Raw genomic sequence first — 25,347 nt, forward strand, 5'->3', positions numbered from 1 at the left:
ACCTCGTAGCCATCCGGGTTAATCAACAGGAATAAGAAATCAGACTTATTCAGAAGCCAGTTCAATAACAAAAGCAATCGCTAATTTTGTAAAATTAGTCATGTGCTCAAGACTTAATAAAGACATGGTGTCTGATGAAGTATGGATGTATGGGTTGTGGTCTTCAAAGTTGCTCTCACAGGGGAATGCAGAGGCGAAACCCTCTTCAGTCCAAGAAGCATGATCACTACAACCATAGCCACACCGTGAATAATCCACAGGAACATGAACATAAGTATCAATCAGTTTAGCAACATAGTTGCTTAAATTTTTGTCGGTGTAATCTTTAAATACCCACATGGTTGGATCTTTTGGATCAACACGATAACCTGTCATATCAAATTGAATCACAGCCTTAACCGGGATTGATTGCTCAACAAAGTGCGTGACTACGTATTGTGAACCCACCAAACCTCGTTCCTCAGCGGCGTACCAAATGATATACACTGGACGTTTTAGAGTGGTTTTAGATGACAATAAAACTCTTGCAGCTTCCATGATGGTCACTGTACCACTACCATCATCACCAGCACCTGGCATACGGCCGTCCAGGGTGTCCATGTGAGCACCAATCACAATCGCAGGCGCTTTAATGTCTTTACCAATGACGGTGACTAACGAAGGTTGCTTATACCAACCTGTTTTAACAAAAAAGGCATTGGTATCTGTTCTACCGTATTCAGTAGCCATGGATTCAAATTTTGCTTTAAGCCAGTTGGCTGCTTCAACTCCAGTCTCTTTTGTTGAAGAACGATTTTGATAAGAGGTTAGATGAGTTAGGTTTTGCCAAATATTGTCTGCAACAACTTCTTTTAAAGCAGCATTGACTTCATCTTGATGTTTGATTTCATAAGCATCTGCAGAAGCCTTTGCAGGTAATATCGATTTTATTTGTTTGATTTTTAATAACTGTGTTGCTTCTTCTTGTTTCTTAGTGAATTCACTGGCATGAATTTTTTGAGAAATATTAATAAAGTGACCACAATCAACTTGATCTGCCAATAGATGCAATTCCTGAACATCTGACGATAAAACATCAATCACTTTAAATTGCTTATCTTCTGCCAACACGGTATGAGGGAGAGTGATTTTAGCAGCCAAGCACTGCGGTACTTGCAATTGTTCATGAATAGCTTGGGGGGCAGCAAAAATTGAATTACTTGCTAGCATTAAACCTGAACTAATGCAGGTCATCCATTGATTAAATCGCATATACTCTCCTAAGTAATTAAAATTACGATGATAGTACCCTATGTATGCTATCCTGCAAACAAACTTTTTCTGGACTTCGGTATTAAACCACTTTCACGCAAATGCTATTGATAATCATTTTCATTTAGTATAAAGTGATGCATACCTTTGATGAGCAAATATACTACAATGAACGTAAAAAATATACCCTTTAAGCCCAAAAAGCTTCCTTATTACATCTCTGTGATCCTTTTAACAGTAGGCGCTAGCCTCATTCTTGGTTTTTTAAGCTTTAGTGGAATGTATGCATTAATGCCCTTGCTACCACTTGCTTTTGGTGCATTTGCACTTTCTGTAGGTTATGAAGGAGAAATCTATTTACAAAACATCAAAGGAGCTCTTAATAAACTTTTTAAGTTTAATTATCTAGAAAATCATTTGGCCAAAGACTATTTACTAGGTCATTTCCCAGACACTAAAGAAGAAAACTGCCCGCAATTCTTTAAAGATTATCAAGCACAACTTAAATTGCTCGCTCAGTTTGGTCACAAAGAACTGGATGCGTCGAGTAAGAAAAAGAAAAAGCAAGTTGAAAAAACGCTTTCTGACATGGAGAAATGGTTTGCTCAGCAGCTGTTTTTAGATAAACAAAACTCAACAAAAAAACAAACTGCGTACGCTGAAGAACTGCAAAGATGGTTGGCTGCCCATGAACAAGCAGAATGGAATGAACGCCTTGAAAAACGCCGTTTGCAATTCAATTTAGTTCGAGGTTTTAGTGTTACCGCAGGGCTTTTCATGGGATTGGGTACCACTTACCTGATTGTAGAAGCATTTACCGTTATTCCTTTTTTTGCTGCAATTCCCTTCGCCTTTTGGCCTGTTATTATTTTACCCATGGCGGTAGTCGCTGGTGCTGCTTATGGAATGCTCACTTACAATACCATTACTGACATGATCAATAACGATACGGTCATGAAGTGGTACAAAAAGCTCCGCGATGATTTCAAAAAAGGCATTACCCTGCGTAATCTGTTCCTGGGTGCTACGGCCGTTCTTTTAGTGAGCTTGGCTTTAGCATTAACGATTTGTACAGCAGGAACATGGTGGACGATAGCAACGAATGCCCGCCCTTTGTTTGATTGGATGAAAAATATGCCCAGTTTCATCATGGGTGTTATAAATCCTATTATTACAGGGGTTTCAGCAATATTTTTTAATGTTCAAAATTCAGCTGAGTCGTTACAAATGGTTGATGATGCAACAAACAGTGACCACGCAGAAAAGCAAAAACAACCTGGTTTATTGACTCGTCTTGGAAATTGGTTCAGTAAACTGCGTGAAGATGAAAACTGGGCGCAAATTTTCAACCCATTCAGAATTATTTTAAAGCTCACGGTAACGCCATTACGTATCGTACTCTTTTTGGGTCACTTATTAAGTATTGCTGTCACTGCTGACCGCATGCCAGGGGTGCCACAAATTTTAGCAGCCTTAGTTGCTATTATCAGTGAAGGCTTTGAGGACGCTCACTACTTTTTTGGCCATGATCACAATCACGATGAAGAGGAGCATAGTGATCATCAACATGAGCATGGACACGATCATCAGCACCACCAAGATGATTTTAATAAGCTTCTTAAAGAGCGCTTGGACCCTGAGTCTGGCCATAACCACAACATGGATATTCCGACGTGGGCAATCAAAACAATAGCCGCTCCAGTGTATGCATTAGCCGCTCTGTGGGATTGCTGCTTTAGCAGCAAAGCAATAACGTACACGGATGCTTGGAATAAACAAAGAGGCAATCCAATAGAGCATCACGTCGAGCTGAAAGCAACATCAAAACGTCCATCTCAAGAGTGGCAAGTAGAACACACGGTCTCACTCATCGAAAAATACCAAAGAAAACACTTGGATGGAGTACTCATTGGCAAAGAAGCCGCTGCATCCAAGTCAGCTCATCTGAATCAATTAAAAGAGGACGTCCTCAATCCCAGTCGTGCAAAACCTCTGTCACAAACGTTTAAGGAAGCTAGAAATGATAAGGTTTATAATGCGCATCGAATGTTCTCCCTAGGGAATGAAAATACAGAAACGCAAACATTCATTGAAGAATTGCCTGAGCGTGTTTTTTCTGGGCCTCAGACTGTGTAATTAAGATTTGTGTTAACTCAATGGGCACATTGAATTGGATCATACTTAAAGAAATGACCAAATTTTTTTATCATTTTAAACAGGCTGGATCGCCTAAATGAATGTCACAAAAATGATACAATAGCCTATAATTGTACTAGTGCTCATTAATTCCATTCAACCTATAGGCTCAGAACATATTGGAGCGGTATATAAGGAATAACAACTTCATGGAATATTTCGATTTTAATGAAGCTTTTTCCCGAAATCTAGGATGGGTAAACGATCTAGAGCAATTAGCTCTTAGAGATAAAACAGTTGCAATAGCAGGATTAGGTGGTGTCGGCGGATTTCACCTGCTAACCTGCTGTAGGTTAGGAATACAAAACTTTAAAATCTCTGATCCAGATCAATTCGAATTGGTAAACTTTAACCGCCAAGTAGGAGCAACAATATCTTCTATTGGAAAGAGTAAAAGTGACGTTTTGTTTAAGCTTGCAAAGGAGATAAATCCGAATGTTAATATTGAGATCTTTGACGAAATTAATGCAGCAAACATCGATAATTTTCTGAAGGAAGCTGATCTATATCTCGATGGCATGGATTTTTTTGCTGTAGAAACAAGAGAATTGATTTTTAACACCGCGGAAAAAATGAAAATTACAGCCATTACAGCGGCGCCAATTGGAATGGGAGCCAGCTGTATTATTTTTTCACCAGATGGCATGAGCTTTAGAGAGTACTTCCAATGGAAAGAGAATCCTAGAATAGACAAAATAGTAAATTTTATTATTGGACTTACGCCGAACGCCTATCATTTGAAATACCTGGTTGATAAATCTAAAGTGGACCTAGCCAACCAAAAAGGCCCTTCTACAATCATGGCTTGCATGCTTTCCAGTGGGATAGCTGTAGTCGAAGCCTTAAAAGTGTTGCTTAATAGAGGGAAAGTTCTTCCGGCGCCATACTACCATCAATTTGACGCCTATCGTGGCAAACACAAAATTGGACGCTTGTATTTTGGCATCCAGGGTCCTATACAACAACTTAAAAAAATGGTCGTCAAACGCATTCTTAATCAAACTACTAAAAACACCCATCAAAATGATGTTCAAAACAGTACCCTGATAAAAAAAATTATCTCTTTAGCCAAATGGGCTCCAAGTGGTGACAACTCTCAACCTTGGCGGTTTGAATTAGTAACCGATACAGAGTTTAATGTCATTATTAAAAACAGCTTGGAAAATGATTTTTATGATTTTGATGGCAGACCTACCGTTATTTCTGCTGGGTGTCTCATCGAATCGATCCTATTAGCTGCAAAAAAATTCAGATATTCCGCGGTCTGGGAATCTGAAAAACATGTAGTTCCCTTGAAAGTAAATATCAAACTGATCGAAGGTGAACCCGAAGATACTGATAATTTGGAAGATTTCTTGATTCATAGATCAGTAAATCGATTTTCATATTTAAGAAAGAGCCTGTCAGAAGCTACTCTCAATAAAATCAAAACCAATCAGTTTGATGATTATGAGATTTCATTTATTACCGAGAAATCGCAAATGAGACAAATGATCAAAATCAATATGTTGGCCACTCAAATCCGATTGCTTATAGAACAAACACACCGAACTCACTCTGAAGTCATCAAATACGATGATAATCCCTCTGCAGGCATCCCCATTAAAACCGTAGGATTAAGTTGGTTTACCACGCAAATCATGAAGCTCTTTTTAAACAATTGGCATGCTTTATATTTTATTAATAACTTTCTTGGAGGTGCTTACATAGCAAGTATTGAGCTTGACTATGTTCCAGGTCAAAATTCATCTGGATTTATAGTTGTCAATGCAAAAAAACCTATTGATTTCATGAACTATGACGAACTCATTTTAACAGGAATGCAAATACAAAGAATATGGCTTTATTTAACTAAATTAAATTTAGTCATGCAGCCAAGCTATACCCCTATACTAATTTCCTACTACATTAGGAATCATGTGGAAATAACTAAAAACAAGCGAATTATAAAAAAAATAGAAAAGTTAATCCGATTGTTTTCAACAGTTGGCTTATCAGAGCGAACTGTATTTATAGGTCGTTTGGGCTATGCTAAACACCAAAGTCAAATCCGCTCACAGAGGCTTTCGACTGAATCGTTAATTTTAAACAACGATAATTGTTCTGATTAAAAAGGCTCAAGAATGTCCCTAAAAGGTGATTTAAAATAAGAGAGGCCAGCCACCTATTTTTACCTTAGAACTTAATCCTAAATACTGCAAGTGCTAATAGAAGAATGGTAAAAAATGGTTTCTCCGTTTTATATTTAATAATTTTATGATAAAGCTTTGGGCTTTTTATTAATTGGCTATGCAAACCATGAACCGCTAAATCAACCGCATTTCGTAAGGTAAAAGGATTTAAAAAAAAGATTTGCTCTCCTTTTTCTGCCCCAGGGTTTATGGCATGAAAAAATGAATCGGCCGCGCTCTTGGGTTGTTCCCTCAAATGAAATTTCCCGTTGATTTTGTCCGATAGGTTATTAACAATCACATTTCCATGTTCAATACGATACCTATCCATATTTAGCTTATCTAAGGTTCGTAGGATCAATTGCGTAATTTCTGGGGGCGTTGTCTCATCTGGGTTTGGCCAAGCTGGTCTGTGCTTTAGCGAATACTCCAGTGCACCAGAACTTGATGCTAATCCGCAACAATATTTTTGCTTCATGGGATGAAATAAAAACAATCTCAACACGTATTTAGCTGAAGCGTGTGATATGCAGCCCGCGTGTTTATAGTCAGGGTCAACGACGACGTTTCCAAAATAAATTAATGATTCTTTTTTGAAATGAATCACTTGCACACCAACCGTTGCAACAAGTTTTTTGGATACTTTGTCATAATACATCAACACAACATCTCTTGGAGAGACGTAGTCTAGTATTGCCTTTTCATCCAGTAACAAATAGTGTTGGTGAAATTCAACGTACTCGGTCTTTTGTTCTTCACTCATTTTGCTGGGTTTGACTGCCCTAATGAATATACGTTTCATAATTACTCCATCGAACCCCCTCTAAGCCGCTGAGGATTCCTGATTTGGTGTATAAATGACTTGATTTTTAACTTGAATATCCGCCATTCGCTTGATGACCTTCAGTTTTTTGACCGCCAGCTCATAGATTCCATGTTGTGTTTCATCTCTGATTCCATCAAAAATCTCTTTAATCGATTTTAATTGCGACTCATCCAATGGGTTGAGGTGAATGTGCTTCAAGGTATCTCGCATCGCATTTAAATTGCAGGAATTGAAACCATACACACGAGAATGCTCATAAATAAATCGAGGGAACGCATACTTTTTAAAGGTTTTATCAAAATCAAGAGGCTCAATGATTGAATTGGTGGAGTTGGGATTGTGTCGCTTAAAAAAATTGATTTGGTTCAGTAAAAAGAATTCTTGTGAAATACCCATGAGTTTATGGTTTACAATTGAGCAATTAAGGAGTGGCAACCCCAGAGATATGTAATTAAGATAGAGCAGATCGAACAACTCCTGCAAATAGTGCTCAATGTGCTTTTCCTGATTTTTTATCAAGCATTTTACAATAAATTCAAAGTCCAGCCCCCTCCAAGCTCTTTGATTATTGGCACTCAAATACCACACAACGTATAAAACCCCATCCCAAGGATTGGTAAGGTATTGCTCAGCAATACGGTTTTGTAGAGTCCTAATTTCATGCGTTAACGTAGGCGTTAAAACAAACGTATTAGTAGGTTTTAAACATACTGCAAGCCCATTGTGTTTTATTTCACGGGTAATCAACAGCTCAATCGTTCTCATTTAGGCATCATTCTCTCAATTTGCCATCCTGAGCATTCAATCATTCCATTGCGAAAAAATAAGTTCAGCCTTTGTTCATGTCTTTTCAAGGGCCCAAGCGAACTATGTTTAAATTTTAGCCAACAAATAAGGGAAATTCAAATCGTTCGGTCTGCTGACAACAGGATGAATCAACTTAATAAGCTTTTTAATCCTGCCAAGTGAGATTTTGCGAGTTGTTTAGATTGCTCTTCATTTCGCTCTGTGCCTTTTCCAAACCACTCCAGACTGTCTTGTGGCAACTCATCGAGAAAACGACTCGGGATGCAATCTTGGATCTCACCCCCTTTTCTTCGTTGCTTGGCCAGAGTAAAGCATAGTCCTTTTTGTGCCCGAGTAATCCCTACATAAGCTAAACGCCTTTCTTCTTCGATTTGTTCCTCATCAATGCTTACTCGATGCGGTAATAACTCCTCTTCCATTCCCACCAAATATACGTATGGAAATTCCAAGCCCTTTGAAGCATGCAAAGTCATCAACTGAACGGAGTCCATTGTTGCATCCTCTGACTGCTCCAGAATATCGATAAGAATCAATTTATTGACAACGTCTGCTAAGGTTTGTTCTGGCTCTTTTTCATGTAAACGAACCACCCAATCCAACAACTCCCATACATTTTCCATACGCTTTTGTGCTTTAGCAGGTGAATCAGTTTGCTCATAAATATGGCCTTCATAGCCTGACTCATCAACCATTTGTCTTAAGTGCTCCTGCAAGTTTCCCGTGTGAAGTCGGCTTTTAATGCCTTCTAACCATGATTTAAATTTCTGCAATGCCATTCGTGGATTTTCAGACACGTGCTCTGAAAGCGCAAGATGATCTGCTCCATGATAAAGACTTATTCCTTTATCCTGCACATACTGACCCAATGAATCTAGTGTGGAATCACCTATGCCCCTTTTAGGGGTTGTTATGGCTCTTAAAAAAGCGGCATCGTCGGCTTCATTACAAAGCAATTTTAAATAAGCAAATACATCACGCACTTCTAATTTACTAAACCAGGACTGCCCTCCGCTAATTTGGTAGGGAATTCCATAATGTCTTAATACTTTTTCAAAAACTCTGGACTGATGGTTGCCCCTGTACAAAATGGCATAGTCATTGTAGTTGGTTCTAGCTCTTAACTTATGACTGATCAGATCAGCAATAACCTGCTCCGCTTCATCCTGTTCATCTTTGCAGCGAATAACCCTCAACATTTCCCCATAGCCCAACTCACTCCATAGGCGTTTCTCAAATAAATGTTGATTGTTAGCAATCAAATGGTTTGCTGACTGCAAGATGCGGCTGGTGGAACGATAGTTTTGCTCCAATTTGATCACTTTCAACCGTGGATAATCTTTTTGCAACTGCGCTAAGTTTTCCGGTTTGGCTCCTCTCCATGCATAGATGGACTGATCATCATCACCAACAACGGTAAATTGAGCTCTTATTCCAGCTAACTGTTTAAGAAGTTCATACTGACTGGTGTTTGAATCCTGGTACTCATCAACCAATAAATGTCGTATTTTATTTTGCCAGAAATTCAAAACGTCTAAATTGGAGTTCAGCAAATCGACTGGCAAACGAATTAAATCATCAAAATCCACTGCATTGTAGGCCTTTAATGCTTGTTGGTAACGAGGGTAAAGCACAACAGCCTCTTCACAAATTGGTGGACCATCCAAATGATTTAGGACTGATTCAGGGGATAGCAAATCATTTTTCCAACGAGAGATTTGCTGTTGTACTTTGTAAACAAATTCTTTGTCAGTGGCTTTATTGACAGGTAAAAATCCTCGCAGCAGCTGCAAGCAATCTTCGCTGTCAAAAATTGAGAATCCTGGTTTCAAACCACATAAATCGACATGTCGTTTTATGATGCTAAGACCCAAAGTATGAAAAGTCGCTACTTTTAGCCCTCGACGTTTCTGAGCTGGTACAACGGCTGAAATTCGTGCTTTCATTTCATTGGCAGCTTTGTTGGTAAACGTAACTGCACAAATGGAGCTGGCTTGATAAGCACAGGTTTCAATCAGATATGCAATTTTTTGGGTGATGACTCGAGTTTTTCCGCTTCCAGCACCAGCAAGAACCAACAAAGGGCCGTCAATATAGTTTACTGCAGCCTTTTGTTGGGTATTTAACATACTTAATTCTCGCTCAAGAAATGAGCATTATCGCTTAGCAAGATTTGAATAGGCAAGATTTAATTTACAGAACGTTGCACATCAAATTCTTCTTCATTATCGCAATCAATAAATTCTGAAGGATCTTTTTCAATTTCATTGATTTCTTCAATTCCGAACAATAATTTGTCAATTTTCTTAAAAAGAGGTGACAATAGACTTTTATTATTCATAAAGACTCCTAGGTTTTTTGTGAGGGGTTTTTAAAGGATAGTTCACAGTGACGATTTTGCCAGAAAATTTTAGAAAAAATTTTCATCTGCTTAACTTGTGATAGAATAGTCACTTTTGTAGTCTGAGTAGTCCATGAAAGAAGCAGATACCCTACAACGTTTTATATTTGAGCAAGCAAGTATTCGCGGAGAAGTTGTTCATATTGAAAACGCTTATCAAACCATCATTAACCAACGAGAGTACCCGCCAATTGTAAAAAACTTATTGGGCGAAGCTCTTGTTTCCTGTTTGTTGATGGCCAGTAGCATTAAATTTCAGGGAAGCTTAAGCTTGCAGTTTCAAGGGGATGAACGGCTTTCATTATTACTGGTTCAATGTGACCATGAACTCAATATACGAGGTTTTGCAAAATTTAAAGAAAACCTTGAAATTATTGATTATGCAACTGCTTTTCTACAGGGGAAAATGGTCATCACCATTTCTCAAGATAATCAGACCCAAGCTTATCAAAGTTTGATTCCTATACAGTCTACGTCCATGAGCGAAAATCTAATGACCTATTTTGCTCAGTCAGAACAAATTGCTACTCGTGTTTGGCTGGCAGTGAATGAAGCCTCTGCAGCAGGAATGATATTGCAACTAATGCCTGGCCAAGATACTCAGCATCGCGAACAATTTTGGGAATATGCGGTTCAACTTGGCCAAACGGTCACTGAAAACGAACTACTCACTATTGATAACAATACATTACTGTATAGACTTTATAATGAAACGGAAATCAGGATGTTCAACAGTCGACCTATTCGTTTCCAATGCCGATGCAATCCTGAAAAGATTAAGCAAGTTATCACTGTTCTTGGTGAGCAAGAAGCCCAAGAGATTCTCCAAGAGAAGGGGGCCCTTGAGATCAACTGCGATTTTTGCAATCAAAAGTACACCTATGATTCGATTGATGTTGCAATGTTATTTCACAATAAAAAGGGATAAATTATTGCATCGTCAAATCTGGGTTTGATAGAACCCCTGTTTTGACTTCGCTAAACAAATGATATTCCCCTCTCATGGCTTGCAAAATTTGTTGTAAAGTAACAAATTGTGCACTTAATTGAAAATAGAGATCTGCCATTTTTCTGTCATGCATCTCCCCAACTGTCAAATAAGCAGCTTGACCCATGTCAGAAAAATAACTTAAGCTCACATGGCGTCTTCTAGCCATTCCGGGAAATAGCCCACAAAACAACAAACTTTTGTCACCGACATCACGTAATAATTCAACCTGTAATTGACGTGGTTTGTGCATGGACTCGAGAAAGTCCAAAGCCACAACCGATTCAATTAATTTTGTACCTTGAGAAAAGCGCATGAGTAAAAATACTAAGTAGCTTTCAGTATTTTCATTAAGAACAAGCCTTGTTGAGGCTTGCGCTTCATTAACCAAAGCATGCCATTGGCTAATGTCAGTGGGATGTAAAATTAATTGCTCCATAATCTATCCCCTTTTTTACTTCTTACTATTAGTCTAGCAAATTAAATACCAATAGTTTGATTAATCCATAAAATTCTATTACACAGGACTTCTAAATAACTCCCTTCAATTTCCCCTTCGCCCCAGGAATGTGGAGAAAGGTTCCGAAGGGCGGATGAAGGGTTGATTGTTTGAAGTTATCTATTTTATGTGGAGCACTTGATGCTTGAAATGCTTACTAGAAACCCCAAGGTCGAGACAAAAGAACTTTTTAATGAGGGAGTTTGGGCTAAATGACCGAATTAAAAATTTCTTTTAACAAAGCGATTGGGGTTTTTCGTAAGTCCTGTTACAGTTGATATTCAACGTTATATGGGATATGCGGATGGCTAGGCAATGGGATTCTTTGACCAGAAAAGTCTTTGATAAGATACGCCCACCAAATTCCTTATGGGAAACACTGATACACAATGTGGTTGCTGCTTATACCTCCCCCTCAAAGAAGTTGTTGGACAAATACCCCGTTAATCAGCCCAACTCGACAACACCTGATTCTAGAACATCGCTCGTAGAACTTGATTTGATGGATAGTTCTAATCTATTTGCATTTATTCAAGCTATTTTGATTCTCTGCAATCCAACTCAAGAATGTACTTTTGCATTATTATGTGCGGAACAACTGGACCGCCGACTTAGTGCTGATGCTTCAAAATTTGAGTTAAATCAAGAACTATTTATCCTAAGCCATCCTGCCCATGAATTATTTAAAGGTAAGGAAAAATTTAAACACTTACTGGACATCATTTTTATTTGTGCAATTCATGCGTCTAAGCTTGATGAAGAAAAGAGTGATATGTACTTGTCAGATTTCAATGTGTCCCTTTTATTTAAAAGGGGCGACAATGACTACTTTAAATACCGCTATGAAATACCTGAGTTAAGATCCTTAGAACTACAACATTTAAAAGCTATAGAATACAACAGTTACCCTTCAATTGAGGGCTTAAATGAAGAACGGGCGAAAGCTATTTTTCAACTGTCAATCCAATTGCAACACATTGAAGGCAGAAAGCTAGAAACGGCCCGATTAATCGAATTTTTATATCAATATCTTGATATTAATGCACTTTGGGATTTATTAAAAAAACTCTCTGATCATACACCATGGTCTGGCAAAGAAAGTGATTTCTATCAAAAAATCCCTAACAATTTTCATCTCTACGTCATGTACGCAATCCATTTTGTACAATTCAACCACGCTCCATCTCAAATCCCTCACAAACCATTGATTTCAAACACGTCGAAGGAGCAAATTCCTGAGAGTACTCATCGATCTCGAGGAGCTATGACATCTCTTGTAGATGATTCAACTGTTTCAAGCCCATCTGACAACGCTCTGCTTTCAGTCAAGTTAATAAAACAAGAAAAACGAAATCCCTCTAAACACTCTATTTTGAAGAATTTACAACAAAAATTGGCGGAAATAGACAGCCTAGATGAGTTGTATAGACATCGTATAGCCTTCAAAAAAGGCGAAGACTATAAGCTACTCCTTAAAAATCAACATTCGATTTATAATTTATTTGGCAGATCAATCAATTTCAAAAAAGAAGTCAAACAACTTTACCATCAAGCCGCCTCTAGAATTCTTGATAATGAGCAACATCATCACTCATCTGTAAATCCAAGCAGTCATTTTAACCATTTGGATTAATTAACCTCACTATTAGCCGTTAAGTTGTGGATTGATTTCCACTCTGACCATGTTCCTTTATACCCTTGTAGAGACTCGCGAGCATAGTCATAAAAATGGGTTAAAAATTCAACTCTCTCCGCATAGTACTGAGAAAGCTCTGGAACGGTTCTATCAATGACCATGAGATTATAAAATGGAGATATAGAAGCTTGTCTGGCTATTATGTCTTCAAAACTCACTTTATCTGCATTTTTTAGCATATCAAAAAGAGCAAAAATGGTGGTTGTTCTTCCCTTGCCTCCACGGCAATGAACATGATACCAAGTGTCTTCTGGGTTACTTTTGACGATGGAAATAAAGGCATCTACCTCTGAATCTAAAGGAGCTCGATGATCGGTTATGTAGAGCCGACGATAGTCAAACCCCATTCGCTTGACGTAGTAATTCTCATCATGAACAACACCAACAGCCATAGAGCGCCCGTGCGAGAAATCCTTTGCTCTGTATTGGCTTACCGTCAAAATACCATTCACCTTTTTCTTTTCTTTTAAACCATTTAACCAATTTGATTGATCTTTTAAGCTTTGCTCATTGTTCTTCTCTAAATTGATCCAATTGTATGAGCTCACTAAGGTTATCGCTCTTCCATTCAAATAACCATGACTCTCTTGGCGCAGATCTAAAACAATGACCTTTCTTTCCGGATTTGTCACGTGCTCCTTGATGTAATTGGCGATAAAGGCCCAACCTTTTTCACTAGGTTCTTCACTCCCCGAAACATTTAAACGATGAATACCTTCTATATTTCCTGGATAAGAATGAGCTATGAATTCAGCGTCTCTAAACCATAGAATGGGTGAAAATTTGGTTTTGCTGTCAAGAACGATACACGGTTTTTCTGGAGTAGAATCACAACTTTCATTTGAAAAGGGTATTGAAGCGAAGGAAGGTAGCATAAACAGCCACAAACAGATTATCTGAATCCATTTAAATCGAAGCATATTAAATCCTTTTAATAAAATCAGCTCCATTCTAGTGAAAGGCAAATGCTACTTCAAGATCTTAATAACACTTATCGCGCACTGGGCTTTATCGAGCATTTCGTGTATAATTTAAAATCTTTGAACAAACATCCGCTATATTCTCCAAATCCCCAATGAAAGGTTTTTTATGATTGATAAAATTCGCAATATTGCCATCATTGCTCACGTTGACCATGGCAAAACAACACTAGTAGATAAGCTCTTACAACAAACAGGTACTCTTAATGAAAGAGCACCTAAAGTAGAACGAGTTATGGACTCCAATGCCCTTGAAAAGGAGCGTGGAATAACCATTCTGGCAAAAAACACCTGCGTGTATTGGAACGGTTACCAAATTAATATCGTTGATACCCCCGGACATGCTGATTTCGGCGGGGAGGTTGAACGAATTCTATCCATGGTCGACAGCGTCCTGTTGTTGGTGGATGCCGTTGATGGCCCTATGCCACAGACCCGTTTTGTCACCCAAAAAGCCTTTGCACGAGGTTTAAACCCGATTGTCGTCATCAATAAAATTGACCGACCAGGAGCAAGACCTGACTGGGTTATGGAGCAAGTATTTGATTTATTTGATAATTTAGGGGCAAATGACACTCAACTGGATTTCCCAGTAGTCTACGCTTCAGCTTTAAATGGTTATGCCAAACTCAATTTAGAAGACGACTCAACAGACATGGTTCCATTGTTGCAGACGATAGTGGAAAAGGTTTCACCCCCCGATGTTGACTCCAATGGACCTTTCCAAATGCAAATCAGTTCGCTGGATTATTCGTCTTATGTTGGAACCATTGGCATCGGTCGTATTACCAGAGGGCAAATAAAAGCCAAATCTCCGGTTAAAATAATTGATAAAGATGGCAACATGCGTAGTGGTCGATTATTGCAATTGCTGGGATTTAAGGGACTGGAACGCGTTGAGGTAGAAGAAGCAGGAGCAGGGGATATTGTTGCAATTACAGGGATAGAAAACTTGAATATCTCAGACACAATTTGTGATCCGAATCAGGTTGAAGCTCTACCTGCTCTGATGGTTGATGAGCCAACCATCAGCATGACATTCCAAGTCAATGACTCACCATTAGCTGGCCAAGAAGGCAAATTTGTCACTTCACGAAAAATTCGTGAACGCCTAAATACAGAACTACTTCATAATGTCGCCTTAAAAGTAGAAGATTGCGATGACCCCGATAAATTCAAAGTATCTGGACGTGGTGAATTGCATTTGTCGATTCTCATCGAGACCATGCGCCGCGAGGGATACGAACTCGCAATCAGCAAACCTGAAGTGATTATTCGTGAAGTAGATGGTGAACAACAAGAACCTTATGAACGTCTGACTGTCGATGTTGAAGAATCCAATCAAGGTACTATCATGGAAAAACTAGGTGAACGCCGTGGGGAACTCCAAAACATGGTGCCCGATGGAAAAGGTCGAGTGCGTTTAGACTACATCATTCCAACACGGGGATTAATTGGCTTCCACACCGAGTTTTTATCTTGCACCTCTGGAACAGGATTGATGTATCACGTGTTTGAACATTATGGCCCCTTCTTCAAAGGCCGTCTTGGAAAACGAATCAATGGCGTGTTAATCGCCAATTGCGCCGGTGTAGCAAGAGCCTTTGCTCTCTTTAATCTCCAGGAACGTGGCAGATTATTTGTAGAACACCAATCCGTTTGTTATGAAGGCATGCTTGTAGGTATTCACGCCAGAGACAATGACTTGGTCGTGAATGTCACCAAAGAAAAGCAATTAACGAATATTCGGGCATCCGGTTCAGATGAAAATATTATTTTGACTCCTCCAGTTAAATTTTCACTTGAACAAGCGTTAGAATTTATAGATGATGATGAATTAGTTGAGGTGACACCTCTTTCTATTCGTTTACGCAAAAAAGCATTAAAGGAGCATGAGAGAAAGAAAGCGTCACGAGCTGCCTCCAGTGAAGAATAAGAAAAAATGAAAAAACAACAATTTAAACGAGCCATTTTATATGCTCGTCAACACCGAGCAAACTTAGGTGTAAGTGAAAGCTTGCACCGATTGCTTGATTATTTGAAGACACTAAACATTGAAATTGTTCAAGATCAGGAAACATCAGCCTGGTTTGATATCGATATACCAGTCATACCTAGAGAAAAGATGGGGGATAAAAGTGATTTGATCATCGTGATTGGCGGTGATGGAAGTTTACTTTCAGCCTCACGCATGGCCATACAAGTCAATGTCCCTGTTATAGGAATCAACAGAGGGCGTCTTGGGTTTTTAACAGACATCTTACCTCAGGATATTGAAACTCATTTAGGCCCTGTTTTGCATGGAGAATATGAAGAAGAGAAACGCTTCTTGTTACATGCTCGTATTTCTGATGGTGATCACACGTATTTTGAAAGTGACGCACTGAACGACGTGGTCTTAGGCAAAGGAAGCGATACTCACCTTGTTGAGTTCGATGTCTATATTAATCACCAATTAGTCAGTCATTATCGTTCAGATGGTATGATACTTTCAACTCCAACAGGATCCACTGCTTATGCACTGTCTGCTGGTGGTCCAATCATGCACCCACACCTAAATGCCATTGTTTTAGTCCCCATGTTTTCTCATAGCCTTAGTTCACGCCCATTAGTCATTGATGGTGAATCGAAAATTGAGTTACACATTAGTGAGTTTAATGATACCGATTTAAGAGTAAGCTGTGACGGTCATGAGTCCAAAATGGTCAAGCCAGGACAAAAGGTTTCCATTCATAAGAATGGAAGCCAATTAAGATTGCTGCATCCCCTTGATTACCATTATTATGAAACTCTACGGAGTAAACTTGGCTGGGAAACAAAACATCAGGGATAAATCATGCTCACGACATTGCGCATCGAACACTTCGCCATTGTGAAACAACTAGAACTTGATTTTAAACAAGGGATGACTGCCTTTACCGGCGAAACCGGGGCAGGGAAATCAATTATGATCGATGCCTTGATGCTTGCCTTAGGTGGAAGAGCAGACAGCTCGGTCATTCGTCCTGGTGCTGAAAAGTGTGATATTACCGCAGGATTTTATTTTGAGAACTCCTCTGAACCAGCTCTCTGGCTTGCTGAACATGATATCCCTTGTGAAGAGGGCGAAATTTATTTAAGGCGTATTATTTATCCCGAAGGGCGATCAAAATCCTATATTAATGGCCAACCTTTCCCTTTGCAAAAAATTAAAGAATTAAGTGAAAAGTTGGTCCATATTCATGGTCAACACCAACACCAAACATTACTGTTGCATGCCACTCACAGAGAACAACTTGATCGATTTGCTAATCATGATCAACTTTTAGATAAGGTTAAAACACTCTATAAACAATGCCAGCAAATTCAAAATGAGATAAACACGTTAGAAAACCAAGAGCAACAAGCTGATCGAATCAAGTTACTGCAATTTCAAATTGACGAATTAAGTACTCTTGATCTTCAAGAGGGTGAAGCAGAGCAATTGCATCAAGAACACCAGTTACTGCATCATGCAAAAGAATATTTGGAATATGGCGAACGCATTTCAAACCTTCTAAATGGGGATGATCAGGGCAATATTTGTTCTGGATTGAACCAAATTACTCAACTCCTGCAACAGCTACCGCAAGATCACCCGTCGATTAAAAACTGTCATGAGTTAATTAACTCCGCTCTGATTCAATGTGAAGAATCCATTGATGAACTTAGACAATTTGCAGATCGAATCCAGCTTGATCCAGAGCGTTTACATCAAGTAGAAGAAAGAATGAGCGCCATACATCATTTGGCTAGAAAATATCACCTAGACAGTAGTCAACTTGTAAATCATCAGCAGTCTTTGCAAGAAGAGTTAGAGACCTTACAACATTTAGAGAGTAAATTAGCTCATTTACAATTACAAATGGCTAAATTGAATAAAGAATATGATGAAGCTGCCCAAGAGTTAAGAGAGTCTAGGCAGTTGCATGCAAAAAAATTAGCTCAAGACATTACTCAATCGATACAACAATTAGGGATGCCAAAAGGTTGGATTCAGGTTGATTTGTCTCCTTTGGATAAAATGCACGTTCATGGTTATGACAAAGTAGAATATAAAGTATGTACCAATCCTGGAATGGTGCCTGACTCACTCAGTAAAATAGCATCAGGTGGAGAGCTTTCAAGAATTAGTTTAGCCATTCAGATGATCACTGCTCAAAAAGGCTCAACCCCTACCCTGCTGTTTGATGAAGTGGATGTTGGAATAGGCGGGTCTACAGCAGCATTAGTAGGGCAAATGTTACGTAAGCTAGGTGATCGATTGCAACTATTTTGTGTTACCCATCAAGCTCAAGTGGCTGCATCGGCGCACCATCATTTTAAAGTTGAGAAGAAAAGCGATCAAAGCCAAACTTACACAACAATAGCAGCTCTCAGTCCAAATGAGAAAGTGAATGAAATCGCTCGCATGCTAGGCGGACTAACGATTACAGAGCAAACATTGTCCCACGCAAGGGAACTTTTAGAGCAAAGTAGCGTATAGTTGTTAATAAATTCTTAATAAATGAAAAAAATTCATTAAAAAAACAGCACAATTATTAAAATAATGCTACAATGGCAGAGTAACAATTTAGGAAATTAACATGTCAGATAAAATTCGCGGTACAGTAAAGTGGTTTAATGAGTCCAAAGGTTTCGGTTTTCTTGAAAGTGGCGGAAAAGATTATTTTGTGCACTACAGTGCTATCCAAGGCAATGGTTTCAAAACCCTAGCTGAAGGTGCCACTGTAATGTTTAAAGCTTGCAGCGGACAAAAAGGCCCACAAGCTGAAGAAGTTGAAGTAGTCTAAATAATATATCAAGCCCTGTTAACTCTTTTAATGATAATACTATCTCTTAAGAAACAGGGCTTTTTTATTGCCTAAATGTTCTCTTTTTATCTCTTAACAACCCTCAAAATCTCATTTATATCCTATCCGCTCCCTTATGGCCGAAGAATCGACTCATTTTTAAAATGGGTATTTATACCAAAGGTAGGGTGCCTCGCCGAATGGCGTTGCCTTAAGCGATGTCATTAGGTTCTTCTATACGGCCAGCATCGCTCCGCTTGCTGACGCGCGCGGCTCGGCTCTTTCTTTGCTGTCTGAATCGAATCCTAGTCACATCGGGGAGTGAACCGAGCCGCGCGTGTCAGCAAGCGGATAAGGAACTATCCGCTTTCACGAATGACCCTTCTGGATTAGGGGGGACGGACCCCAGTGGGGTCCGTCCCCATTTTGCACCCATTTTGCAACACAAAGCAAACTGAGCTGCGACCTTAAGAGAGCCTATAAACAACTGTCCTGCATTTGCAAATCAATAAAAATTAGGATTACTATATCCTCTTTCATCGCAAACAAAGAGGGTTATGTCGCTCATGTCAAACAAACGCTCTACCGTATTGATGGTTCCACCTGAAGGATTTCAATACAATCACGAAACCGCTAAAAGCAACTCCTTTCAGTCTTTGTTAATGAGCGATCAAATTAAGCAAAGTGCTATGCAAGAATTTAATAGCATGGTCTTGCAATTAAAAGCATCAGGTATTGAAGTACTCTTATTGCATCAGGACCACTCTCTTCCAGATGCTGTTTTTCCCAACAACTGGTTTTCAACTCACATCAACTCTAATGGAAAAAACGTTCTTATTATTTACCCCATGCTCACGCCAAACAGACAAAAGGAAGTAAATCTCGAAGGGCTGTTGGATGTGCTAACGAAAGCTAATTTTCAAGTTGATGAAATAGTTGATCTAAGAGAAAATAACTCGCAAGTGTTGGAAGGCACAGGAAGTCTAGTACTGGATAGAGAAAATCGCTGTTTATACGCAGCCCTGTCCCCTAGAACTCATTCAGAATTAGTGATGCAAGTTGCAAACATTATTGACTACGAACCTTTTTTATTTGATAGCATCGATAAAAACAATCAACCGATTTATCACACGAACGTCATGATGAGTATCACTAAGCATTATGTCATCATCTGCTTAGACTCCATCATAGACAACATTCAAAGAGAAGCTCTAGTACAAAGTTTCCACCGCTCAGACAAAGAAATCATCGATATTACCTTGCAACAAGTTGAACAAATGTGCGGGAATGTTTTGGAGTTAATTGATGAAAGGGGAGAAAGCCAATTAATTCTGTCATCGAGAGCTCATCAACACTTTCGGGCCGAGCAATTAGAGATTATCCAAAGATATTCTAAACTCTTACCAATACATATTCCTACGATAGAAAAGGTAGGTGGCGGCAGCACTCGGTGTAAAATGGCTGAAATTATCTATTAACACATATAATAGACTAAATGATTTAATTTTATAGACCAGGACATACAAAAAACTCATTAAGTATGACTTACACTCGATACATGCTCTGCATAATTGGTGAGTGTATAGTTACCTGACTACTCAACAAATATTAGCAATAATCTTATCAGCCCAATGGCCTTATTGAGCAGGTTTTAGTCAAATGCTATAAAAGTCGAATTTATATAGAATTTCGGGCTGAAACTCACAAAAGAGATAGGAAACTTTCATTTTTGCTCTATTTATGATAATATTGATCATCTTTTACCTATTTATTGGGGTTTTAAATGGCAATAGATACAGATATTTTAGTAGTTGGGGCGGGACCAATCGGTCTAATCAATGCGTGGGGAATGAAACGGCTTAACCCTAACCTGAAAATTGTAATCCTTGAAAAATATTCTGAATATCAAAGAAGTCATACTTTGGTCATGCAAGCTGCTCAGCTAGAGGCCATAATGAAAGCGACAAACAGTGAACAGGACCCAACTTTGGTCGAACTGTTAGAGCAATTAAAAAGTGACCCTCATATCCGTACAAATGCCTTACAACAAATTTTTACTAAACTCGCTAAAGATTCTGGGATTGAAGTTCACACAGAACAAGAAGTTACGGACAATAACATTCAACAAAAATTAACTGAAGAATTTCCTAATGTACGATTAATTATAGGTGCAGACGGTACTCATAGTGTTGTAAGTAATGCCCTTTTTTCTGAACATAACCAAGTCAAGTATGATTTTGATTATGTGTTGCAGCTTCGCTATGAAATAAAAGGTGAAGCAAAATCTTCCCATATAAAAACACTTCCATTTTTGCAACAAATGGCCCGAAAAGGATTAATAGCCAATGAATATGTAGGTCATTTTGAAGATGGAAAAACACCAGTCACCATGCAAATGATGATTTCAAAAGAAGATTTTCTCAAGTTGCAAAAAGCAACCTCAAAAAATCCTATAAAACCTTTTTCTGAATCAAAACCAGAACAAACCCAATCTGATATACCTGAAATACCCAAGCAACTTAAATCATTTCTTACAAGTTACATTAGAAATAAAATCTTGGATACATCGAGTGAGTACCAATTAATTGATCAGGAATCCATTCGTATCAGTGTTAATGAAGCTCCAGCTACTCATGCTAAGCAAGTGGTTACTACACATGGTCAAGCACATGTGTTGTTGGAAGGAGATGCAGCTTTAGGTTTATCTTATTTTAAAGGGTTGAATGCTGGTCTAGAGGCAAGTGCTCGATTCTTGTCTATAATGGCTCCTGCAATAAAGGCGTCCTTCAAGAATAGTGAAGTAACAGATAAACTACTTAATGAATATCAAAACTGGTTTTTATATGATTATGCTCCTAAAAAGGTCAAAGAAGTAGGAAATTATAGCTTTTGGCAAATAAGATCATTTATGAATGCCATGCAAGTAGTACGTCGAATTAAAAATGCCTCTAGTATAGACTTTGATGATGATTTATCTCCGGCGATTAGAGATTATTTTAATCATTTCAGTAGAAATCCTTTAACAGAATTATCTGACTCAAAAGGACGACTCTTCCCTCATCGTGAGTATGACTTAATTGAATTTGGTGAATTAAGTTATGTTCCCTTAAAACATACCGCAAAAAAGATTGGTAAAATTTTTGTTGATTATATTAAGCCTTATAAAAGTAACCACCAGATTAAACAAGATTTCAAACAACCTTTAGTTGGTATTGCGAACTTATTCATCGGTTTGGGAAAAACACTAGTTGGTATATTCACTGGTAATTTAAAAAGCCTAAGCGATGGACTTCTAAATGTAATCAGAGGGGTGATTGAAATTGTTACAACTCCTCTAAACTGCTTTCTTAAACCAATGACTCGAGGATTTGCCACACTGATCCATGGAGGTTATAAAAAGATTGAGGAAAATTCTGGCCTAAGTCATTTGGCTCACTATGGTAAAAAATACTTAGAACGTATTGATGAAAGCCAATTAAAGGATAAAAAGACTATTTATGAATTACTCGCAGTTTGTAATGACATGCATAGAAAATTTGATAAGTCATCTGGAAGAGGACAAAAAACTAAACTAGCGTTAGACGAGTATCAGGCATATGCTGCAATTCGATCGGATACCACCCTGGATAAACAAAAACTAGTAGATTATTTCTCATTATTTGCTCCAGAAAAATCAGAATTGGTAGCTCAAGTAAACAATGGGCAACTACATGATTTCGAGACGCATACAACGTTTAAATGATACGTCAATTATTCTGTAGGGTGAGCAAGTCAACAAAATTGTGCCACTATTTTATAAACCTTAGTGATTGGCTTGAGCATTCGAATGCACTAATAATTTATTCGTTATAGTGATGGCTAACGCTGAAACAACTGGAATTAAACGGAGCAATTGATCGTTTGCTAAAGCCCTTTAAATCTCGCTTGTGAATATCTAGTTCACTTAAACAAAATGTATTGCATTAAAACCAAAAAAAATCATTGCATACGGCTCAGGATTATCGGGGGTTATGAGTTCTTTTCTGTTTTAAACACTTCAGTAAATTCTCCTTTCGAAACTTCGTTTATTATTTTTCGCCAAAATTTATCTTTGTCTTGATTATACATGGGGGCTTGTATTGCATCTTTAGAAAAATTTATAGATTTTAAAACATACCACTCTCTAAATGGAGCCTTCCTCAACCGCAAAAAAATTGTGACAATTGGGATTTTTAATTTAACCATTTGTTAATTAAGAAAATTTCATGTTAGATTAAACCTTTTATTATCACTGGGAGAGGAGCATGAAATATTTATTATTGGGTTTGGGAGCGCTAACAACCATTTCATCGGCGACTATCTATGCCTCTCCACCCTCACCAAACATTCAATCTGTAGCATGTATTACCCCCCAGTTTACTTCCACCGGCAACCAACATTGGAAATCCATCAATTTAAAATTAACCAATAACTGTGGACAAGTCGTTGATTTTCAAAATTCAACCATCACTTTTCAGACTACGACAGCTCTCAATACATCTTTTTGGGGTGATTTTGGACCATTGTCTTATCCTGATAACGCATTGAACATCAGTTCTCAGGCGCAACCAGCTGGAAACTATCTAGCTACATTGACTATGCATTTCCCAACATTCCCCAGTGCCAACAGTAAATTACCAGCTGGTAGTTCAATTATCCTGAAATATGGTGATTTTACTGACAGCCATATTGAAAACACTTTGAATGTCTATTTAGGAACGCCAGTTAATAACGGAAGTATTCAACTCACGAACAATACTGCAAAGCCTACCAACGTAACTCAGAATTATGCCTTGGTCCATGTTACCTTAAATGGACAACTAGTCAGCGATGTACAATTACCCTGGAATGGTTCAAAATCAATCAACGGACTTGCCGCAGGCACTTATGGACTTGCTGCAGATACAGTCACAGCTACGGATGGCAACATCTACCAGGGTACAGTAGTCCCACATACCATTAACGTGATGGCCAACCAGACTGCCAACGCCATCATCAGCTATGCAATGATTCCCCAGACTGGAAAAATTACTATCAATCTGCAGCCGCTTCCTGCTGAATTGACCGGCTATATGGATAATCCTTCTGTATTGCTGACTCGTACACAATCAGGGACATCTCAAACACAAATCGTGAATTGGGGTAATTCAGTCACGGTGAACCAACTGAAAGATGGTGCATCCTATCAGTTCTCAACCGCTCAAATCAGTTTCAATAACACCTCTTGCCAGCCTAAGTTTACGCCAGCAACTGTTATTGCCAGTGAAACGAATTCACCAACAACCTATCTGACTTACCAATGTGTTCAGGTTGTTCAAGATTATACCTCAGTGAATGTACAAGGAGCTCCTGCTTCATTAACAACACTAAGCCTTACTTTCACACCGAATAATGGCACTGCGCCTATTGTACAGACTGTCGATTTGGTGAATGGTAGCGGTTCAGCAACCGTGTCTCTGATTGATGGCGTGATTTACACCGTATCAGGTCAATCGGTGGCTGGATATACAATAAGTTTCTCGCCCCAACCATTGACTGCAACAGCGAATGCGATTGAAACAGTGACATTAACTGCTAATCCGGTCAGTAGTGGACGTATAATTGGCTATTTGCCCGGGTGGAAAACACCTCCAACAGCACAAGCACTGGCTGATGCGGGTTATACTCATATGATGGTGTCTTTCGGCGTATTCAGCACCAGCACTCCCGGACAAATTATTCCAGCGTTTGATACTGTCACTAAACCTTACATTCAGTCGTTGCATCAGAAAGGGATTAAAGTCATCTTGTCATTAGGTGGTGCTTTGACCAGTTTGCCAAATACAACTGTTGATTTTCATCAGGCGTTAGCTGCTGCGGCATCGCCTGATGCCTTTAAACAAACCTTCATGGGTTCCCTGCGAAGCTTGATAGATGAATACAAGTTTGATGGTTTCGACATCGACATCGAGTATGGCTTAAATGGTGGTGGGACTTTTACCAATCCTCAAGGCGATATTGCCGTCTTAGCCAGTATTATTAATACAATGTATAATCAGACCCCCAATTTGTTGATTACCATGGCACCTCAGACTGCGAATGTGGCAGCCACCTCTGGTTTTGATGGAGTTTGGGGTAACTATGCTTCTTTGATAATGCAGACACATAATTCGTTAGCCTGGGTGGGTATCCAGCTTTACAATACCGGCTGCATGTTCGGTATTGATAGGGTGTGCTACGGACCAACACCGGTGAGCAATCCAGATTTCAGTGTTGCTATGGCCACAGATCTGCTGGAAAACTGGCCTGCTCAAATTCCTAATGGTGGCAATACTGGTTTCCAACCTTATATCAGCTATTTAAACCCCTCCCAAGTAGTCATCGGTTATCTAGCGGCCAATGCCAATGGCAGCGGTGATGGTTCTCCTGTTATCCCAACAAGCACCATCAAGCGCGCCATCCAGTGCTTAAAAACAGCAACAGCTAGCAGTACAAGTTGCAGTACCTATGTTCCTCCACGTGCGTATGGAAATATTGGTGGAGTATTTAACTGGGAAGTGACTTTTGATCAGAGTAATAATTTCAGGTTTGCTACTGACCTCAAAAATTGTGTTATCAATGGTGTTTGTAACTAATGTGAACGAGCGCCTCAATGGGGCGCTCATCATGTTATAAAGAAGGTTTGATGATAGATTATGCCGACCTGGAAAAGGCGGCGTAACACTTT

General features: G+C 38.9%; 18 protein-coding genes. 11 read left to right on the plus strand and 7 right to left on the minus strand.

The window, feature by feature from the left end; genetic code table 11:
* Positions 1-45: 45 nt before the first annotated feature.
* Positions 46-1,251 carry an aminopeptidase LapA gene (gene lapA, locus Lwal_RS10115; RefSeq protein ID WP_058480682.1) on the minus strand — a complete coding sequence of 402 codons (1,206 nt, stop codon included), beginning with the start codon at positions 1,249-1,251 and terminating at the stop codon, positions 46-48.
* A gap of 150 nt (positions 1,252-1,401) precedes the next feature.
* Here lapA and Lwal_RS10120 point away from each other — a divergent pair, with 150 nt between their 5' ends.
* On the plus strand, positions 1,402-3,387 hold the full coding sequence (locus tag Lwal_RS10120) for a hypothetical protein (protein WP_095197618.1): 1,986 nt from the start codon (positions 1,402-1,404) through the stop codon (positions 3,385-3,387).
* A 209-nt stretch (positions 3,388-3,596) separates the two neighbouring features.
* Complete coding sequence (locus Lwal_RS17565; RefSeq protein WP_065235668.1) at positions 3,597-5,558, plus strand: ThiF family adenylyltransferase; 1,962 nt, start codon at positions 3,597-3,599, stop codon at positions 5,556-5,558.
* A 64-nt stretch (positions 5,559-5,622) separates the two neighbouring features.
* On the opposite strand, the gene Lwal_RS10130 is transcribed toward Lwal_RS17565, so the two are convergent.
* From Lwal_RS10130 to Lwal_RS17650, 4 genes are all read right to left on the minus strand, one after another.
* A complete protein-coding gene (locus Lwal_RS10130; RefSeq protein WP_058480684.1) occupies positions 5,623-6,420 on the minus strand; it encodes a hypothetical protein in 798 nt (265 codons plus the stop codon).
* A gap of 21 nt (positions 6,421-6,441) precedes the next feature.
* Positions 6,442-7,209 (minus strand): hypothetical protein, encoded by a 768-nt coding sequence (locus tag Lwal_RS10135; protein WP_058480685.1) that lies wholly within the window; start codon positions 7,207-7,209, stop codon positions 6,442-6,444.
* Between the two features lie 170 nt (positions 7,210-7,379).
* Positions 7,380-9,377 (minus strand): UvrD-helicase domain-containing protein, encoded by a 1,998-nt coding sequence (locus Lwal_RS10140; protein ID WP_058480686.1) that lies wholly within the window; start codon positions 9,375-9,377, stop codon positions 7,380-7,382.
* 59 nt (positions 9,378-9,436) lie between these two features.
* Complete coding sequence (locus Lwal_RS17650; RefSeq protein WP_165481850.1) at positions 9,437-9,589, minus strand: hypothetical protein; 153 nt, start codon at positions 9,587-9,589, stop codon at positions 9,437-9,439.
* 133 nt (positions 9,590-9,722) lie between these two features.
* On the opposite strand from Lwal_RS17650, the gene hslO reads away from it, so the two are divergent.
* Positions 9,723-10,577, plus strand: coding sequence for an Hsp33 family molecular chaperone HslO (gene hslO / locus Lwal_RS10145; RefSeq protein WP_058480687.1), 855 nt, complete (start codon positions 9,723-9,725; stop codon positions 10,575-10,577).
* Position 10,578: 1 nt separating this feature from the next.
* Here hslO and Lwal_RS10150 read toward each other — a convergent pair whose 3' ends face one another.
* Positions 10,579-11,076, minus strand: coding sequence for a hypothetical protein (locus Lwal_RS10150; protein WP_058480688.1), 498 nt, complete (start codon positions 11,074-11,076; stop codon positions 10,579-10,581).
* 364 nt (positions 11,077-11,440) lie between these two features.
* On the opposite strand from Lwal_RS10150, the gene Lwal_RS10155 reads away from it, so the two are divergent.
* The gene (locus Lwal_RS10155) at positions 11,441-12,769 is read left to right on the plus strand and encodes a hypothetical protein (protein WP_058480689.1); all 1,329 of its coding nucleotides are present in this window, start codon (positions 11,441-11,443) and stop codon (positions 12,767-12,769) included.
* On the opposite strand, the gene Lwal_RS10160 is transcribed toward Lwal_RS10155, so the two are convergent.
* Positions 12,766-13,752 (minus strand): phosphatase domain-containing protein, encoded by a 987-nt coding sequence (locus Lwal_RS10160; RefSeq protein WP_058480995.1) that lies wholly within the window; start codon positions 13,750-13,752, stop codon positions 12,766-12,768. The two genes, Lwal_RS10155 and Lwal_RS10160, sit on opposite strands and share 4 nt — an antisense overlap.
* Before the next feature lie 169 nt (positions 13,753-13,921).
* Here Lwal_RS10160 and typA point away from each other — a divergent pair, with 169 nt between their 5' ends.
* The 7 genes from typA (at position 13,922) to Lwal_RS10200 (ending at position 25,255) form a co-directional block, all read left to right on the plus strand.
* Positions 13,922-15,748, plus strand: a complete 1,827-nt coding sequence (typA, locus tag Lwal_RS10165) for a translational GTPase TypA (protein ID WP_058480690.1) — start codon at positions 13,922-13,924, stop codon at positions 15,746-15,748.
* A gap of 6 nt (positions 15,749-15,754) precedes the next feature.
* Positions 15,755-16,645, plus strand: a complete 891-nt coding sequence (locus Lwal_RS10170; protein ID WP_058480691.1) for an NAD(+) kinase — start codon at positions 15,755-15,757, stop codon at positions 16,643-16,645.
* 3 nt (positions 16,646-16,648) lie between these two features.
* Positions 16,649-18,316: a DNA repair protein RecN gene (gene recN, locus Lwal_RS10175; RefSeq protein WP_058480692.1), complete on the plus strand. Its 1,668-nt coding sequence runs from the start codon at positions 16,649-16,651 to the stop codon at positions 18,314-18,316.
* 100 nt (positions 18,317-18,416) lie between these two features.
* Positions 18,417-18,623, plus strand: coding sequence for a cold-shock protein (locus Lwal_RS10180; RefSeq protein ID WP_058480693.1), 207 nt, complete (start codon positions 18,417-18,419; stop codon positions 18,621-18,623).
* 566 nt (positions 18,624-19,189) lie between these two features.
* On the plus strand, positions 19,190-20,101 hold the full coding sequence (locus tag Lwal_RS10185) for an arginine deiminase-related protein (protein ID WP_095197665.1): 912 nt from the start codon (positions 19,190-19,192) through the stop codon (positions 20,099-20,101).
* Between the two features lie 305 nt (positions 20,102-20,406).
* On the plus strand, positions 20,407-22,365 hold the full coding sequence (locus tag Lwal_RS10190) for an FAD-dependent oxidoreductase (RefSeq protein WP_231950984.1): 1,959 nt from the start codon (positions 20,407-20,409) through the stop codon (positions 22,363-22,365).
* A gap of 541 nt (positions 22,366-22,906) precedes the next feature.
* Positions 22,907-25,255 carry a glycosyl hydrolase family 18 protein gene (locus Lwal_RS10200; protein WP_058480695.1) on the plus strand — a complete coding sequence of 783 codons (2,349 nt, stop codon included), beginning with the start codon at positions 22,907-22,909 and terminating at the stop codon, positions 25,253-25,255.
* The last annotated feature ends 92 nt before the right edge of the window (positions 25,256-25,347 follow it).

Origin of the sequence: Legionella waltersii (assembly GCF_001468085.1) — a bacterium.
Taxonomy (GTDB): Bacteria; Pseudomonadota; Gammaproteobacteria; order Legionellales; family Legionellaceae; genus Legionella; species Legionella waltersii.